Source organism: Allobosea sp. GW823-FHT02B03 (genome assembly GCF_058797755.1).
Genome location: NZ_JBXAJY010000006.1, coordinates 221,985 through 237,300, shown reverse-complemented (window position 1 = coordinate 237,300; position 15,316 = coordinate 221,985). Strand labels below are relative to the sequence as shown.

The following is a 15,316-nucleotide window of genomic DNA, read 5'->3' as shown; positions in this document are numbered from 1 at the left end:
GGATCTGACATGATCGACCTGATTTTCGCGCAGACGCTGAACGGCCTGGCCTCGGCCTCGTCGCTGTTCCTCGTCGCCTGCGGGCTCTCGATCATCTTCGGCGTGACGCGGATCGTGAACTTCGCGCACGGCTCCTTCTACATGCTGGGCGCCTATCTCGCCTTCACGCTGGTCTCCTATTTCGGCGGCTCCGAAGCGCTCGGCTTCTGGGGCGGTGTGGTGCTCGCGGCGCTGATCATCGCGGTGATCGGCGCCCTGGTCGAGATCACCATCCTGCGCCGGATCTATCAGGCGCCGGAGCTCTTCCAGCTGCTCGCCACCTTCGGCCTGGTGCTGATGGTGCAGGACATCGCGCTGGCGATCTGGGGGGCGGAAGACAAGCTCGGCCCGCGCGCACCCGGCTTCAAGAGCTTCGTCGTGCTGATGGGCAGCCGTTTCCCGACCTATGAGCTCTTCCTGATCGTGGTCGGGCCGATCATGCTCGGCCTGCTCTGGTTCCTGTTCCAGAAGACGCGCTGGGGCACCCTGGTGCGCGCCGCGACGCAGGACCGCGAGATGGTGGGCGCGCTCGGCGTCAACCAGCGCCTGCTCTTCACCTCGGTCTTCGCCTTCGGCGCCGGGCTCGCCGGCCTTGGCGGCGCGCTGCAGCTCCCGCGCGAGGCGGTCAACCTGCACATGGACCTGTCGATGATCGCCGAGGCCTTCGTCGTGGTCGTCGTCGGCGGCCTGGGCAGCGTTACCGGCGCCTATCTCGCCGCCGTGCTGATCGGCGTGATCCACGCCTTCGGCATCCTGATCTTCCCGAAGATCACGCTCGTCCTCGTCTTCCTGGTCATGGCGGTGGTGCTGATGGTCAAGCCCTACGGGCTGATGGGCAAGCGGCCGGTCGGCAGCGCCCATGCCCATGGTCCGGTCGAGCCTTTGCTGCTGCCGGCGAGCTCTGCCGCCAAGGGCCTCGGCCTGCTGGCGCTGGCGCTCCTCATGGTCGCGCCCTTCATCGTCGCCGATCACTGGCTGCTGACCCTGACCGAACTCTCGATCTTCGCGCTCTTCGCCGCCTCGCTGCACCTGATGATGGGTCCCGGCGGCATGGCCTCCTTCGGCCACGCCGCCTATTTCGGCCTCGGCGCCTATGGTGCGGCGCTCGCCGTGAAATGGCTCGCTCTGCCGATGCTGCCGGCGCTTGCCTTCGCGCCCTTCCTGGCGGGCATCGCCGGCTTCGTCTTCGGCTGGTTCTGCGTCCGGCTCTCGGGCGTCTATCTGGCGATGCTGACGCTCGCCTTCGCCCAGATCGCCTGGGCGACCGCCTTCCAATGGGTCGATCTCACCGGCGGCGACAACGGCATCCTCGGCGTCTGGCCCGCCGCCTGGGCGAGCTCGAAGCTGGTCTTCTATTATCTGACGCTGGTGATCTGCGTCGCCTTCGTGCTGCTGCTGCGGGTCTTCGTCTTCGCGCCCTTCGGCTATGCCCTGCGCGCCGGCCGCGACAGCCCGCTCAGGGCCGAGGCGATCGGCCTGCCGGTGATGCGCATCCAGTGGCTCGCCTTCATCATCGCCGCCTTCGCGGCGGGCATCGCCGGCGCGCTCTTCGCCTTCTTCAAGGGTTCGGTCTTCCCGACCTATATGGCGATCCCGCGTTCGGTCGACGCGCTGCTGATGGTGCTGCTCGGCGGCGTCCAGACGGTTTCGGGCCCGATCGTCGGCGCCTTCGCCTTCATGGGCCTGCAGGAGCAGCTCGCCAAGGCGACGATGTACTGGCGCTTCGTGCTCGGCGCCTCGATCGTGCTCCTCGTCATCCTGTTCCCGCGCGGGCTGGTCGGAACCACGCTCGCCCTCGCCGAGCGCCGCCGCGAGGATGGCGGCGCCGCGCCTGCCGCCACGCCGGAGCCCGCCCGATGACGCCGGTTCTCGAAGTCCGCAATCTCGGAAAATCCTTCGGCGGCGTCCGCGCCGTCGACGATGTCAGCTTTGAGGTCCAGGCCGGCAAGCTGCTCGCTCTGATCGGCCCGAACGGCGCCGGCAAGACGACCTGCTTCAACATGCTGAACGGCCAGCTGCCTTCCGATCGCGGCGAGGTCATCCTCGCCGGCCGCCGCATCAGCGGGCTGAAGCCGCGCGAGGTCTGGCGGCTCGGCGTCGGCCGCACCTTCCAGATCACCGCCACCTTCGCCTCGATGAGCGTGCGCGAGAACGTCCAGATGGCACTGATCTCGCATGCCGGCGAGATCTGGAAACTGTTCGGCCGTGCCAAGGATCGCCATGTCGAGGCTGCCGACGCGCTGCTCCAACAGGTCGGCATGCTCGACCAGGCCGAGCGCGCTTGCGGCGTGCTCGCCTATGGTGATCTGAAGCGCGTCGAGCTCGCTGTCGCCATCGCCAACCAGCCAAAACTCCTCCTGATGGACGAGCCGACGGCCGGCATGGCGCCGCGCGAACGCATCGCCCTGATGGCACTGACCGCCGAGATCGCCCGGCAGCGCGGCATCGCCGTGCTCTTCACCGAACACGACATGGACGTCGTCTTCGCCCATTCCGACGCCGTGCTGGTGCTCGAGCGCGGCCGGCTGATCGCCCAGGGCAAGGCCGAGGAGGTCCGCAACGACCCGGCGGTGCGCGCCGTCTATCTCGGCTCCGGCGCGACTTCGGGAGGCCATTGATGAGCGCCACCATGCTCGAGATCGAAGGGCTGAACGCCTATTACGGCCGCGCCCACATCCTGCAGGGCGTCGGCTTCTCGATGGGCCGCGGCGAGGTGCTGGCGCTGATGGGCCGCAATGGCGCCGGCAAGTCGACGACGATGAAGGCGGTGATGGGGCTCGTTGCGCCGCAATCGGGCCGTGTCGTCTTCGATGGGCAGCCGATCGCCGGGCGCGAACCCTTCGAGATCGCAAGGCTCGGCCTCGGCTACGTTCCGGAGGACCGGCGCGTCTTCTCCGAGCTCAGCGTCATGGAGAACCTCGCCGTCGGGCGCCGGCCGCGCCGCGAGAACGTGCCCTACTGGACGCCGGAGCGCCTGTTCGAGCTCTTCCCCAATCTCGGCCGCATGCGCGACCGGCCGGGCGGGGCGATGTCGGGCGGCGAGCAGCAGATGCTGACCATCGCCCGCACCCTGATGGGCAATCCGAGCCTCGTCCTGCTCGACGAGCCTTCCGAAGGGCTCGCCCCGGTCATCGTCGAGGAGATGGCCAAGACCATCCTGGCGCTGAAGAGCGAGGGGCTCTCGGTGCTGATCTCCGAACAGAACCTGCATTTCGCCGGCTCGGTCGCCGACCGCGCCACCATCATCGAGAAGGGCCTGATCCGCTTTACCGGCACGATGGCCGAGCTCAAGGCCAACGAGGCCGTGCGGGCGCAGTATCTGTCGGTTTGAGGCTGCGTCTTTCCGGTGCGCTGCGCGGCAGCGCCTGGAATCATGCACGCCACACGTCCCGTCATGGTCGGGCTTGTCCCGACCATCCACGTCTTTGCTGCTCGAGACCTGAGTTCAAGACGTGGATGCTCGCCACAAGGGCGAGCATGACGAACTGGCAGCGTTGCGTCCGACCTGGCCCGCACAAACGAAAAACCCCGGAAGCTTGCGCTTCCGGGGCAGGTGCCCGGCAGTGACCATGCCAGGTGGGAGGGAGCTTACCAGCCGGCCAGGACCTGGCCCTTGAAGCGCTCGGCGACGAAGGCCTTCACCTCGGGCGTGTGATAGGTCTCGAGCAGCGTCTTGACCCAGGGCTTGTCCTTGTCGGCGGTCCGGACCGCGATGACGTTGACATAGGGACCCTTGGCGTCCTCGCGCAGGATCGCGGAGGTCGGATCGATCTTGGCGTCGACGGCGTAGTTGGTGTTGATCGCGGCGGCGGCAACGTCGGCGAGCGAGCGCGGCGTCTGGGCGGCCTCGATCTCGATGATCTTCAGCTTCTTCGGGTTGCTGGTGATGTCGGCGACCGTCGGCTTGAAGCCGGTGCCGTCCTTCAGCTTGATCACGCCCTTGTCCTGAAGCAGCAGCAGGGCGCGGCCGCCATTGGTCGGGTCGTTCTGGATCGCGACCGTGGCCCCGTCCGGAATCTCGGCCCAGCTCTTGTACTTCGACGAGTAGATGCCGAGCGGGAAGTTCACGGTCAGGCCGACGCTGGTCAGCTTGAAATTCCGGTCCTTCACCTGGTTGTCGAGATAGGGCTGGTGCTGGAAGGAGTTCGCCTCGAGCTCGCCGGCGTCGAGCGCCTGGTTCGGCACGACATAGTCGGAGAACTCGATGATCTTGATGTCGAGTCCCTTCTGGGCGGCGAGCGGCTTCACCTTCTCGAGGATCTCGGCATGCGGGCCGGGCGAGACGCCGATGCGGAGCACCTGGTTCTGCTGGGCGAATGCCGGGCCGGCGACGGCAACTGCGAAGGCGGCGGCGAGAATGGTCCTGCGGGTGGTCATGGAACGGACTCCGTTCTTGGAGATTGCGGGAGGCGACGGCTTCACCAGGTAGGCAGGATCGAGCCCTTGAAGCGCTCGGCGACGAAGGCCTTGATCTCGGGCGAGCGGTAGCTGTCGACCAGCGCCTGCACCCAGGGCTTGTCCTTGTCGACGCTGCGCACCGCGATCAGGTTGGTGTAGGGGCCCTTGGGCGCCTCGCGCAGGATCGCCGAGTTCGGGTCGAGCTTGGCGTCGACAGCATAGCTCGTATTGATCGCGGCGGCAGCGACGTCGGCGAGCGAGCGCACCGTCTGCCCGGCCTCGATCTCGACGATCTTCAGCTTCTTCGGGTTGTCGGTGATGTCGAGCACGGTCGGCTTGAAGCCGGTGCCGTCCTTCAGCTTGATCACGCCCTTATCCTGCAGGAGCAGGAGGGCACGCCCGCCATTGGTCGGGTCGTTCTGGATTGAAACCGTGGCACCGTCCGGCACCTCGGCCCAGCTCTTGTACTTCGCCGAGTAGATCCCCATCGGGAAGTTCACGGTCGGCGCGACGCTGACGATCTTGAAGCCGCGATCCTTCACCTGGTTGTCGAGATAGGGCTGGTGCTGGAAGGCATTGGCTTCGAGATCGCCGGTATCGAGCGCCTGGTTCGGGATGACGAAGTCTGAGAACTCGAAGATTTTGAGCTCATAGCCCTTCTTGGCGATGATCGGCTTGATCTGCTCGACGATCTCGGCATGCGGGCCGGGGGTGACGCCGATGCGGATCACCTGGTTCTGCTGGGCGAGGGCGCCCGAAGCGGACAAGGAGAGGGCGGCGGCGGCAGCCAGCAGGCTGCGCCGGGAAAGCAAGGTCGACATGGTAGGCTCCGGCTGAAGAAGAAGGTTCGCGTGGCGCTCAGGCGTGGCGCAGGCGCTTGTTGAGATGGCGGGCGAGGCGGTCGCCGAGGCTCTGCACGGCCTGGACCAGGACGATCAGCACCGCGACGACGGCTGCCATCACTTCCGGCATGAAGCGCTGATAGCCATAGCGGATGCCGAGATCGCCGAGGCCACCACCGCCGACGGCGCCGACCATGGCCGAGAAGCCGATCAGGCTGACCAAAGCGAGCGTCAGGCCGAGCGTGATCGCCGGCAGCGCCTCGGGCACCAGCACCTTGCGCACGATCTGCACCGGCGTCGCGCCCATCGAGCGCGCCGCCTCGACCAGTCCCTGGTCGACCTCGCGGATCGCGCCCTCGATCAGGCGGGCGATGAACGGCGTCGCCGCCACCGTCAGCGGCACCGTCGCCGCCGTGGTGCCGATCGAGGTGCCGGCGATCAGCCGGGTGAACGGGATGATCGCGACGACGAGGATGATGAAGGGCGTCGAGCGCGTGGCGTTGACCAGCGTGCCGAGGATGGCGTTGACGGCCGGGGCGGCGAAGAGCTCGCCGCGCTTGCTCGTCGCCAGGAAGACGCCGAGCGGCAGGCCGAGCAAGGTGCCGAGCCCGGCGGCGATCGCGACCATCAGCAGCGTGTCGCCGGTGGCCTGGATGATCAGGCGGATGAGTTCAGGCGACATGACCGATAACCTCTGCCTTGAGTTCGAGGCCCTTCAGCGCGCCGAGCACGGCGCTGACACCGGGCTCACCGGCCGGGATCGCGACCAGCAGGCTGCCGAAGGGCTTGCCGGCGATGGCGTCGATCCGCCCCGCCAGGATGTTGATGTCGATGCCGACCGTGGCGCTGAGCCGGCTGATCACCGGCGCAGTGGCGTTGGCACCGGAGAAGGTGATGCGCAGCACCGTGCTGCCGCCAGGCTGCGGCGTCTCGCGCAGCTGCCCTTCGAGATGGGCCGGCAATTCAACGCCGGTGACCGCCTCGACGAAGCGCGCCGTGGTCGGATGCTGCGGCCGGGTGAAGACCTCGAAGGTCTCGCCCTCCTCGACGATGCGCCCGCCCTCGATCACCGCGACCCGGTCGCAGATCTCCTTGATCACCGGGATCTCGTGGGTGATCAGAAGGATGGTGACGCCGAGCTCGCGGTTGACCTGCTTGAGCAGGGCGAGGATCGATTGCGTCGTCTCGGGGTCGAGCGCCGAGGTCGCCTCGTCGCAGAGCAGCACCTTCGGGTCGGTCGCCAGCGCCCGGGCGATGCCGACGCGCTGCTTCTGCCCGCCCGAGAGCTCGGCCGGGTAGCGCTCGCGCTTGTCGGCGAGGCCGACGAGGTCGAGCAGCTTCTCGACCCGTCCGGCGATCTCGGCCTTCGGCGTGCCGCCGATCTCGAGCGGCAGCGCGACATTGTCGAACACCGTGCGCGAGGACAGGAGGTTGAAGTGCTGGAAGATCATGCCGGTGGCACGGCGGCGCGTCCGCCAGCCGGCCTCGGTTAGGCCGGTGACGTCCTCGTCCTCGATCAGGATGCGGCCGGAGCTGGCGCGCTCCAGCCCGTTGACCAGGCGGATCAGGGTCGACTTGCCGGCGCCGGAGCGGCCGATCACGCCGACGATCGCACCGCGCGGCACGTCGAGGTCGATGCCCTCCAGCGCCGTGACGGGCTTTTGCCCGCGCCGGCCGGCAAAGACCTTGCCGACCTTCTCGAAGCGGATGATCGGCTCGGCCGCTTGCGCGATCTCGGCCGCGACGCTGAACGCGTCGGGTTTCAGGGGGGCGTTCATCATGTCCTCAGTATAGCGTGTGGCAGGACCAGTGGGTGATGCCGATCTGCTCGATCGTCACCTGCCGGACCGATCGGCGCTGCGCCTCGGCGTCGACCGAAAAAGCGGGCTGGTCGTGCCAGCGCGGCGCGCCGGGCACGGCGGGCAGGGCCTCGCCGAGCCAGTGCGCGAGGCGCCGGCGCAGGGTTTCGAGCACGGACATCACCCGCCTCAGGCCGCCAGCCGCGTCTGGCCCTGGCGGCGCGGTGCCGCCAGCAGCCGGGCGGCCCGTTCGGCCGCGCCCGGCGTCGCGAAGCGCTCGCCCTCGAGCCGGTCGAAAGCCGAGGCCGCCGAGATGAAGGTGAAGAAGCGCTCGCCGGCGCGGCGCGCCACCAGCCCGGCCTGGGTCTCGCCGACCTCGATGACATAGGCAAGTGTCGGCTGGGCGAGCGTCGGCTGGGCGGTTACGGGCTGATCGGATGCAAGGGAAGTGAACTGCGACATGACATGACCTCCGCCGCGATGCGGCGTCTCGAAGGATGAATCTGTTCGGAAGAAAATCCGCCGCGCGGGCGGCCTCAGCGCTGGCTCAGCGCCGACAACAGAACATCATCGAACGGAGGGTCGGTCCGATCGGAGGAAGGGAATGCTTGGTCATGTTGCTCTCCGCTTTAGCGTTTGGTGACGCGGCGCAAGCTGCTCGCTCAAATCTCCGCGGCCGCAGGGCGAAGCCCGACGACAGGGGTCAATCTAGGCGGTGTCGTTCTTCGTGTCAATCCAAACGTTCTTTTAAAGAGACTTTCTAATCTGGAAGGCTGTTCTGCCGAGGGGCGCCGTAGCAAAAAATTCTTGCGTGGCGGGGCGACCGGCGCATGGCGGCCCGCGTTCTGGCGCGCGGCGGCCCCAACCTGCTATCGTCCCGCCATGGCTATTCGAGATTCGGACCTCGCATGAACCAGGCGGTGCGCGGCGTCAGCATCGCCGACGGGCGGATGACGGTCGACGGGGTCACCGGCGCCTTCATCCAGGCCGTCGGCCGTCCGCTCGCTCTGGAGGCGGACGGGCTCGCCCTGGTGCGCGGCCATGTCTGGCGCGAGGGCGTGCGGCACGAGGCCAACCGCATCGAGGCCCGCGCCCGGCCGCGTGAGGCGAGCCTGCACCGCGCCGGCTATCCCGGCGAGGCCCATGACATTGCCTTGACGATCCGGCCCTTCCCGACCGAAGGCGCGCAGGCGCCGCTGCTGCGCCTCGGCCTTTCCGGCGATACCCAGGAGGCCGGGCTCGACCAGAGCTACCGCGCCGATCTCTTCCTGCCGCAGCCGCTCTTCGCCGAACTCGGCCGCGACCTCGCCGCGAGCGCGCCCGACCCCCTGCACCTGTCGCTCAGCGCCGCCACCGATCTCTGGCTGCGCGAGGCCGAGCCCGAGGCGCTGCCGGGCCGGCCGCTAGCCTTCCATCTCGGGCTCGAGGCCGCCAGTGGCCGCAGCGCCAGCGGCCATGGCCGGGTCGAGTCGATCGAATGGAGCAGGGCCGGCCCCGGCAGCGCAGCTTCACCGGCTAATCCCGATGCGGCCGCTGCCGAAGCCGACCCTGAAGAGGAGCCGGATGATCCGGTTTCCGATCAGCTCAGGCGGATCAACTGGAGCCTGAAGCAGGTCCTGATCGTCCTCGCCTTCCTTATGCTGATCGTCGCGCTGAAATAGGGCTCATTCGCCCTGCGAGCGCTGGTTGCCTTGCGTCTCGTAGACCTGCTCGTTCTCGATCCATTTGCCGTCCAGGCCGCGGCCGCGATTGAGCTGCGTCTTGTCGCGATTGGAGAGCACCTTGTGGTCGGGCAGCGAGACCGGCCGCGTGCTCGTCGCGCCGGTTCCGTCTCCCTTGCCCTTGACGCTCGGGCCGAGCTTCCCGCCGGCATTGGCCATCATCATCTCCTTTGCGTGCAGTGACCCCCTGCTGAGCCAACGCCTCGCCGCGCCGAAGGTTCGCCGCGAACTTCTGCCACGGCTTTGCGTTGTTCAGGGGCAGGCCATGAGCCTGCAAGGCAGGAGCCCGCAATGCTCGACATCCTCCAAGCGGCCGATCATGTCGCGGCTTTCCGCATCACCGGCACGCTGACCGAGCCGGATTTCGACCGGCTGATCGCCGAGATCGAGGCCAGGCTCGAACGGCATGAGAAGCTCGGCATCCTCGCCGATCTCACCGGCTTCGAGGACATGACCTTCCGCGCCGGCCTCAAGGATGCCCGCTACGGTTTTGGCAAGATCCTGCAATGGCACCGTTTCCCGCGCGAGGCGGTGGTCACCGACAAGGGCTGGATCGAGACCCTGGTCGCGATCGCGAGCCCGCTCGTGCCCTTCGTCGAGGTCCGCAGCTTCAAGCCCGGCGCCTTCGACGCGGCGCTCGCCTGGGCGAGCGAGATCGAGGGCGGGCCCGCCGCCTGATTCCCTGATTCCATCCCGGGCCGGCGGAAGCGCGCCGGTCCCAAGATGAACGGCAGCCGACTGGCCCGTTCAGGCGGGGTTCCGCGCCCCGCTGGTCAAATCCCCTCAACAGACGAAGGAGACAAAGCCATGCGTCACATTCTCATCGCCGCGGCCATCGCACTGGGCGCCGCCGTCACGCCCGCAGCTGCCGGCGAGGCCTTTGGCGGCGCGGCCGGTCTCGACAAGCTCGAGGCGACTTATGTCCGCCACAACCGCGAGCACCGGATGTGGGAGATCCAGCGCAATATGGAGCGCCAGCACCGCTATGAGCGCCGCCATCGCTATCGCGACGGCTACGGCTATGGCTATGGCCGCCGCCATGGCGGCCCGCCGCCCTGGGCTCCGGCCCATGGCCGCCGCCATCGCGACGCCTACGACCGCTGGTAAGGCGGTCCGTCCCCCGCGCCCTTCGTGCCCCTGTTCCCCACAAGCGAAGGGCGCGGGAGTTCTTCAGGCAAGCACCGGGAACCACAACAGAGAACCCTCTCCTGAAAGGAGAGGGCAGGGTGAGGTGTAGGCGGCCGAACCAGCTCCGCGAGCGCTCACCGCGCGGTCGGGTTCAAGCCAACGTTTTCAGTCCGAACACCTCACCCCTGCCCCTCTCCTTCCAGGAGAGGGGTTCCGCGCGCCCAAGCTTTATCCCCGCCCGCAGGCGCCTGCGGGCGTTGTCGCATCTGAGGGGCAGCGGAGCGCCGCGAGGCGCGTTTGGTATCCGCTTCCATTGAGCCAGGAAGCGGCGCGGATGGGTTGAGCCACCACCCGCACGCCCCGTGGCGCTCCGCCGGCGGCGATTTGAAAACTCCGGGCCGCGCTTCATTCGGACTTTGCCCCGATCCCGCCCGCTGCCTTCGCCAGTTCCCCTCATCGGGTCGTCGCGTCGGCGCTCGGACGGCTTACGATCGGCGGCAGGTCCAGCTAGCGAGCTCCTCGCGCAGGGGCCGTAGTACCCCCAGGTCGGTTCCCGAAGCCTCCCGGGACCGGGTTGCAAGCCCGGCCGCAGGCGCCGCGCCCACCCCGCCAAACGACATGCCTCCGGTCGGCCGCCCCTCGGGGATGGGATGCGGGGGATCATACGGGAGGTTGGGAGGGCGGGGATAAACTGCCCCGTACTTCCCGGCACCTCCCCGTCATGGTCGGGCTTGTCCCGACCATCCACGTCTTTGCACCCGAGCGAACGGGCACTGAATTGGCGAGCATGTCATCAGCGCCGCAAAGACGTGGATGGTCGCCACAAGGGCGACCATGACGGGAGAAGCGTCGGCGGCCTTGCCGCATAGGGAACCGCCCGCCATCCTGCCGGCATGAAGCGCAAGGGTGGCTGGGTCTACATCATGACCAACCGACCGAACGGCACGCTCTATCTCGGCGTGACGAGCGATCTGCCGCGACGCGTCCACGAGCATCGCGAGGGGCTGCTCGCCGGCTTCACCAGGACACACGGCCTCAAGCGGCTCGTCTGGTACGAATGGCATGACGAGATCGAGGCCGCGATCCAGCGCGAGACCTCGATGAAGCGCTGGTACCGCGCCTGGAAGACCCGGACGTTCATGGCGCGCAATCCGGACTGGAACGACCTCTACGACGAGCTGGCGTGACCGCGCCGGGCGCTATTCCGCGCTCACCCCGTCATGGTCGCCCTGGTGCCTTGCGGCAGCGGGACACGGCGAAACGGCTTCACGCTGGGGTTCGTCATGGTCGGGCTTGTCCCGACCATCCACGTCTTTCGGGGAACGACTGGCCGCGGCCTTCATCGCGGAGAGCACGCCATCAGCGTCGCAAGACGTGGATGCTCGGCACAAGGCCGAGCATGACGCTGGGAGGCTTTGGAACCTCGACCCTGCCTTCTCCCGGATGGGAGAAGGTGGCGCGGAGCGCCGGACGAGGGCCTGCCCTTGCCGCGGAGGGCCGCGGCGGATCCGTCGCGTCCAGAAGATCAGCGAAGCTTCGATGAAACGCTGGTACAGAGCCGGAAGGGCCGCATCACTATGGCGCACCATCTGGGCTGGAACGAGCCGCGCGACGAGGTGAGGTGAATGCGCCCTAAAAATACTTCGGATTCCGCTTGGTACGGTCAATCACCTCAGCTGCGGCAGCGGGCTCTATTGAGATACGCTTATTTTAAAGCCTTTAGCATGTCCGATAAGGCGCTATTATAATCTGTCCTAAAATCAGCATACTTTCTATTGGTAAGGAATGATGGTACTTCGCAGTCTTCAATTAGTGCAGGAAGTATAAATTTTTTCCTTTGAGTAACTTCTTGCCAGAATTTTGACACCCACTCAACCTCCACCCATTTTGAGATAGTTGCATTTGGCGATAGAAAAACTATAATGAAGTCCGCTTCATCCAGCGCCAGCTGCAACGAAACCGGGATCGAATCACCGATTTCAATCTCGTTCTCGTCAAGCCAGGGGCTGTGCCCTAAGCGCTTAAGATCATCATGAACCTGTCTTACAAGCGGCTTGTCTAATGAGCTGTGCGCAAGATAAATTTTCTTTCCTGAATTTGTTTTCATGAATCGACCTTCAAACATCCTATCGGATAGAATTCCATCTATATAATTCAATTCTGCACAAAAACTATACATATCGTCATAATCGATATTCATATCCCTTTTTATTCCATTTATTCTCCCAAACAGTCTTGATCTAATTGCCTCTCGGCGGCTAAGCAAATCTCTCACCGTTGGGTACTTGAAATATCTTCTCTGTATCAAATAGCATTCGTTTGATATAAAATAATCCCCAAAATAAACATATCCGCTTTTCAATTCGTCGTCGTCATAATAACCTATCCTACCTTTATGACGCCCAGCTGATATATATACCGGGCCGTACTCTCCATTATTCACAAAATCGATGGAAATTTCGTCAATTAGAACGTCGTTTTCGCTTTTCTCGAATTTTCGCATGGCGCTGATCGCTAAATTAACTCCGCCCTAAATTGTGCGCATTAAAACGATCCAAGGCACTCCTATCAAGGCGCGCAATCGACGAGCTAGCCGGCTACCTCCGCCCGCGTCTCTCTCCCGCCCCCTTAGGCCGCGACTCCGGCACCGGGCCCATCTCGTCGAGCCCGGGCTTGCGCGGACGCGCCACGCGCGCGAGCGGCTTGGCTTCACCCCCGCCCCAGTTGTGCGGCCCCATATCCGCATCCGTCGGCTTGCGGGCGCGGGTCGGGAGATTGGCCGAGGCGCCATAGCTGCGCTCGCCCTGGTATTTGCCGGCGCTGCCCTCGACATCGCTCTGGCGGGCGAGCGGGTCGTCGGCGATGGCGAGCTCGGTCGCCTGGAGGCGCTTGATCTCGTCGCGCAGGCGCGCGGCGGTCTCGAATTCGAGGTCGGCGGCGGCCTCGCGCATGCGCTTTTCGAGATCGGCGATCGCGGCTTTCAGGTTGTGGCCGGCCACCGGCGCCTCGACCAGCCCGCGATCGACGGTGACATGGTCGCGCTCATAGACCGAGCCCAGAATGTCGCCGATGTTCTTCTTCACCGTCTGCGGCGTGATGCCGTGCTCTTCATTGTAGGCGAGCTGCTTCTCGCGGCGGCGATTGGTCTCGGCCATCGCCCGCTCCATCGAGCCGGTGATGTGGTCGGCATAGAGCACGACCTTGCCGTCGACGTTTCGGGCGGCGCGGCCGATGGTCTGGATCAGCGAGGTCTCCGAGCGCAGGAAGCCTTCCTTATCGGCGTCGAGAATGGCGACGAAGCCGCATTCGGGAATGTCGAGGCCCTCGCGCAGCAGGTTGATGCCGACGAGCACGTCGAACGTGCCGAGGCGCAGATCACGCAGGATCTCGATGCGCTCGATCGTGTCGATGTCGGAGTGCATGTAGCGCACGCGCACGCCGTTCTCGTGCAGGTATTCGGTGAGGTCCTCGGCCATGCGCTTGGTCAGCACGGTGACGAGGGTGCGGTAGCCCTTTTCGGTGACCTCCTTGACCTCGTCGAGCAGGTCGGCGACCTGGTGCTTGGCGGGCCTGATCTCGACCGGCGGATCGATCAGCCCGGTCGGGCGGATGACCTGCTCGGTGAAGACGCCGCCGGTCTGCTCCATCTCCCATGAGCCGGGCGTCGCCGAGACATGCACCGAGGCGGGGCGCATCGCGTCCCATTCCTCGAAGCGCAGCGGCCGGTTGTCCATGCAGGAGGGCAGGCGGAAGCCGTATTCGGCGAGCGTCGCCTTGCGGCGGAAGTCGCCCTTGTACATCGCGCCGATCTGCGGGACCGTGACATGGCTTTCGTCGGTGAAGACGAGGGCGTTGTCGGGCAGGTACTCGAACAGGGTCGGCGGCGGCTCACCCGGCTTGCGGCCGGTGAGATAGCGCGAATAGTTCTCGATGCCGTTGCAGGAACCGGTGGCCTCGATCATCTCGATGTCGAAGGTGCAACGCTGGTCGAGCCGCTGCGCCTCGAGATAGCGCCCCATGCGGTTGAGCTCGTCGAGGCGGCCCTTGAGCTCCTCCTTGATCGACTTCACCGCCTGGTTCAGCGTCGGCCGCGGCGTGGTGTAGTGCGAATTGCCGTAGACCTTGATGAATTCGAGCTCGCCGGTCTTCTGCCCGGTGAGCGGATCGAATTCCGAGATGCTCTCGATCTCGTCGCCGAACAGGCCGATACGCCAGGCGCGGTCCTCATAGTGGGCCGGGTAGAGCTCCACGGTGTCGCCCCGCACGCGAAAAGTGCCGCGCGCAAAATCATGCTGGACGCGCTTGTACTGCAGCGCCACGAGGTCGGCGATCAGTTGACGCTGCTCGATGCGCTCGCCGAGCTTCAGCGAGAAGGTCATCGCCGTATAGGTCTCGACCGAGCCGATACCGTAGATGCAGGAGACCGAGGCGACGATGATCACGTCGTCGCGTTCGAGCAGCGAGCGCGTCGCGGAATGGCGCATCCGGTCGATCTGCTCGTTGATCGAGGATTCCTTCTCGATATAGGTGTCCGAGCGCGGCACATAGGCCTCGGGCTGGTAGTAGTCGTAATAGGAGACGAAGTACTCGACCGCGTTGTCGGGGAAGAAGCTCTTGAACTCGCCGTAGAGCTGGGCCGCCAGCGTCTTGTTCGGCGCGAGGATCAGCGCCGGGCGCTGCGTCTCCTCGATCACCTTGGCCATGGTGAAGGTCTTTCCGGAGCCGGTAACGCCGAGCAGCACCTGGTCGCGCTCCTGCCGGCTGATACCGTCGACGAGATCGGCGATCGCGGTCGGCTGGTCGCCCGACGGAGAGAAATCGCTCTTCATCTGAAAACGCACGCCGCCTTCCGATTTCTCGGGGCGCTCCGGCCGGTGCGGCGTCCAGGGCTTGCCTGGTTCGATGAACGGGCTGCCGGTCTCCAGCAGTGTCTGCAGCGACTGCGCCGTCAGCGAGGCCGCGGTCTCGCCATCCGAGCCGGCGAAGGCGGCGTCGGCCTTCTTGGAGAGCTTGCGCTTCTTGGTCTCGCCGGCATCGCCCGGCCGCGCCTCGTAGCCGGCCTGCGGCGTGTCCTTGAAGCCGGAGGCGCCGCCCGGCACCGCCGTGCCGCGGTTGATCGCCGGGTTGAGCAGATCGGCGAGATAGCCCTCCAGCGGCTTCAGATCAGGCTTGGTCGCCTTGGAATTCGGCGTGCGGGCGCTCGCCGGCTTTTTGGCGGGCTTGGCCTTGGCGGCGGGGCGTTCCGCCTCGGGCGAGACGGTGTCGGAGCTGGCATCGGGGCGCTTTGGCATGGCCGCAATATGGGCGCAGATCGCCGCCGATGCGAGAGGGCAGGGACGCGCTCCCTCTCGATTGATGACAGGAGTTGACAGGAGACGATCTACTCGCA

Annotated in this window: 16 protein-coding genes; 7 read left to right on the top strand and 9 right to left on the bottom strand. The window is 66.0% G+C overall.

Features of this window, described 5'->3' with window-relative positions; all coding sequences use genetic code 11:
• Window positions 1–12 precede the first annotated feature (12 nt).
• The 3 genes from AC1REK_RS21325 to AC1REK_RS21315 are packed head-to-tail and all read left to right on the top strand — an operon-like array spanning window position 13 to window position 3,370.
• Window positions 13–1,899, top strand: a complete 1,887-nt coding sequence (locus tag AC1REK_RS21325) for an ABC transporter permease (protein ID WP_492270669.1) — start codon at window positions 13–15, stop codon at window positions 1,897–1,899.
• Window positions 1,896–2,657, top strand: a complete 762-nt coding sequence (locus AC1REK_RS21320; protein ID WP_492270656.1) for an ABC transporter ATP-binding protein — start codon at window positions 1,896–1,898, stop codon at window positions 2,655–2,657. The genes AC1REK_RS21325 and AC1REK_RS21320 overlap by 4 nt, the downstream gene beginning before the upstream one ends.
• The gene (locus tag AC1REK_RS21315) at window positions 2,657–3,370 is read left to right on the top strand and encodes an ABC transporter ATP-binding protein (RefSeq protein ID WP_492270655.1); all 714 of its coding nucleotides are present in this window, start codon (window positions 2,657–2,659) and stop codon (window positions 3,368–3,370) included. The genes AC1REK_RS21320 and AC1REK_RS21315 overlap by 1 nt, the downstream gene beginning before the upstream one ends.
• Before the next feature lie 257 nt (window positions 3,371–3,627).
• Here AC1REK_RS21315 and AC1REK_RS21310 read toward each other — a convergent pair whose 3' ends face one another.
• Genes AC1REK_RS21310 through AC1REK_RS21285 form a run of 6 tightly spaced genes read right to left on the bottom strand, consistent with a single transcriptional unit; the run spans window position 3,628 to window position 7,540 of the window.
• The gene (locus AC1REK_RS21310; RefSeq protein ID WP_492270654.1) at window positions 3,628–4,416 is read right to left on the bottom strand and encodes a MetQ/NlpA family ABC transporter substrate-binding protein; all 789 of its coding nucleotides are present in this window, start codon (window positions 4,414–4,416) and stop codon (window positions 3,628–3,630) included.
• Between the two features lie 41 nt (window positions 4,417–4,457).
• Entirely contained in the window at window positions 4,458–5,258 is an 801-nt protein-coding gene (locus tag AC1REK_RS21305; RefSeq protein ID WP_492270653.1) for a MetQ/NlpA family ABC transporter substrate-binding protein, read from the bottom strand.
• A 37-nt stretch (window positions 5,259–5,295) separates the two neighbouring features.
• Complete coding sequence (locus tag AC1REK_RS21300) at window positions 5,296–5,961, bottom strand: methionine ABC transporter permease (RefSeq protein WP_066472944.1); 666 nt, start codon at window positions 5,959–5,961, stop codon at window positions 5,296–5,298.
• On the bottom strand, window positions 5,951–7,057 hold the full coding sequence (locus AC1REK_RS21295; protein WP_492270652.1) for a methionine ABC transporter ATP-binding protein: 1,107 nt from the start codon (window positions 7,055–7,057) through the stop codon (window positions 5,951–5,953). Before AC1REK_RS21295 ends, AC1REK_RS21300 begins: the two co-directional genes overlap by 11 nt.
• Before the next feature lie 7 nt (window positions 7,058–7,064).
• On the bottom strand, window positions 7,065–7,259 hold the full coding sequence (locus AC1REK_RS21290) for a hypothetical protein (protein WP_316021172.1): 195 nt from the start codon (window positions 7,257–7,259) through the stop codon (window positions 7,065–7,067).
• 8 nt (window positions 7,260–7,267) lie between these two features.
• Window positions 7,268–7,540, bottom strand: coding sequence for a hypothetical protein (locus AC1REK_RS21285; protein WP_492270651.1), 273 nt, complete (start codon window positions 7,538–7,540; stop codon window positions 7,268–7,270).
• Window positions 7,541–7,986: 446 nt separating this feature from the next.
• Here AC1REK_RS21285 and AC1REK_RS21280 point away from each other — a divergent pair, with 446 nt between their 5' ends.
• Entirely contained in the window at window positions 7,987–8,739 is a 753-nt protein-coding gene (locus AC1REK_RS21280) for a hypothetical protein (RefSeq protein WP_327521222.1), read from the top strand.
• A 3-nt stretch (window positions 8,740–8,742) separates the two neighbouring features.
• Here AC1REK_RS21280 and AC1REK_RS21275 read toward each other — a convergent pair whose 3' ends face one another.
• Window positions 8,743–8,958 (bottom strand): hypothetical protein, encoded by a 216-nt coding sequence (locus tag AC1REK_RS21275; protein WP_316021169.1) that lies wholly within the window; start codon window positions 8,956–8,958, stop codon window positions 8,743–8,745.
• A 132-nt stretch (window positions 8,959–9,090) separates the two neighbouring features.
• Here AC1REK_RS21275 and AC1REK_RS21270 point away from each other — a divergent pair, with 132 nt between their 5' ends.
• From AC1REK_RS21270 to AC1REK_RS21260, 3 genes are all read left to right on the top strand, one after another.
• On the top strand, window positions 9,091–9,477 hold the full coding sequence (locus AC1REK_RS21270; RefSeq protein WP_492270650.1) for a SpoIIAA family protein: 387 nt from the start codon (window positions 9,091–9,093) through the stop codon (window positions 9,475–9,477).
• A gap of 129 nt (window positions 9,478–9,606) precedes the next feature.
• Window positions 9,607–9,906, top strand: a complete 300-nt coding sequence (locus AC1REK_RS21265) for a hypothetical protein (RefSeq protein WP_316021167.1) — start codon at window positions 9,607–9,609, stop codon at window positions 9,904–9,906.
• A 914-nt stretch (window positions 9,907–10,820) separates the two neighbouring features.
• Entirely contained in the window at window positions 10,821–11,114 is a 294-nt protein-coding gene (locus AC1REK_RS21260) for a GIY-YIG nuclease family protein (protein ID WP_492270649.1), read from the top strand.
• Between the two features lie 518 nt (window positions 11,115–11,632).
• Here the strand turns inward: AC1REK_RS21260 and AC1REK_RS21255 are convergent.
• Entirely contained in the window at window positions 11,633–12,430 is a 798-nt protein-coding gene (locus tag AC1REK_RS21255; RefSeq protein WP_492270648.1) for a toll/interleukin-1 receptor domain-containing protein, read from the bottom strand.
• Between the two features lie 94 nt (window positions 12,431–12,524).
• Window positions 12,525–15,218, bottom strand: coding sequence for an excinuclease ABC subunit UvrB (gene uvrB / locus AC1REK_RS21250; RefSeq protein ID WP_492270647.1), 2,694 nt, complete (start codon window positions 15,216–15,218; stop codon window positions 12,525–12,527).
• Window positions 15,219–15,316: the final 98 nt, after the last annotated feature.

Excerpts from the sequence above, each read along its gene's own strand:
- AC1REK_RS21310 (WP_492270654.1), bottom strand. The coding sequence starts at position 4,416 with ATGACCACCCGCAGGACCATTCTCGCCGCCGCCTTCGCAGTTGCCGTC.
- AC1REK_RS21270 (WP_492270650.1), top strand. The coding sequence starts at position 9,091 with ATGCTCGACATCCTCCAAGCGGCCGATCATGTCGCGGCTTTCCGCATC.
- AC1REK_RS21295 (WP_492270652.1), bottom strand. The coding sequence starts at position 7,057 with ATGAACGCCCCCCTGAAACCCGACGCGTTCAGCGTCGCGGCCGAGATC.
- AC1REK_RS21320 (WP_492270656.1), top strand. The coding sequence starts at position 1,896 with ATGACGCCGGTTCTCGAAGTCCGCAATCTCGGAAAATCCTTCGGCGGC.
- AC1REK_RS21255 (WP_492270648.1), bottom strand. The coding sequence starts at position 12,430 with ATGCGAAAATTCGAGAAAAGCGAAAACGACGTTCTAATTGACGAAATT.
- AC1REK_RS21290 (WP_316021172.1), bottom strand. The coding sequence starts at position 7,259 with ATGTCCGTGCTCGAAACCCTGCGCCGGCGCCTCGCGCACTGGCTCGGC.
- AC1REK_RS21265 (WP_316021167.1), top strand. The coding sequence starts at position 9,607 with ATGCGTCACATTCTCATCGCCGCGGCCATCGCACTGGGCGCCGCCGTC.
- AC1REK_RS21260 (WP_492270649.1), top strand. The coding sequence starts at position 10,821 with ATGAAGCGCAAGGGTGGCTGGGTCTACATCATGACCAACCGACCGAAC.
- AC1REK_RS21305 (WP_492270653.1), bottom strand. The coding sequence starts at position 5,258 with ATGTCGACCTTGCTTTCCCGGCGCAGCCTGCTGGCTGCCGCCGCCGCC.
- AC1REK_RS21315 (WP_492270655.1), top strand. The coding sequence starts at position 2,657 with ATGAGCGCCACCATGCTCGAGATCGAAGGGCTGAACGCCTATTACGGC.
- AC1REK_RS21280 (WP_327521222.1), top strand. The coding sequence starts at position 7,987 with ATGAACCAGGCGGTGCGCGGCGTCAGCATCGCCGACGGGCGGATGACG.
- AC1REK_RS21285 (WP_492270651.1), bottom strand. The coding sequence starts at position 7,540 with ATGTCGCAGTTCACTTCCCTTGCATCCGATCAGCCCGTAACCGCCCAG.
- AC1REK_RS21300 (WP_066472944.1), bottom strand. The coding sequence starts at position 5,961 with ATGTCGCCTGAACTCATCCGCCTGATCATCCAGGCCACCGGCGACACG.
- AC1REK_RS21275 (WP_316021169.1), bottom strand. The coding sequence starts at position 8,958 with ATGGCCAATGCCGGCGGGAAGCTCGGCCCGAGCGTCAAGGGCAAGGGA.
- uvrB (WP_492270647.1), bottom strand. The coding sequence starts at position 15,218 with ATGCCAAAGCGCCCCGATGCCAGCTCCGACACCGTCTCGCCCGAGGCG.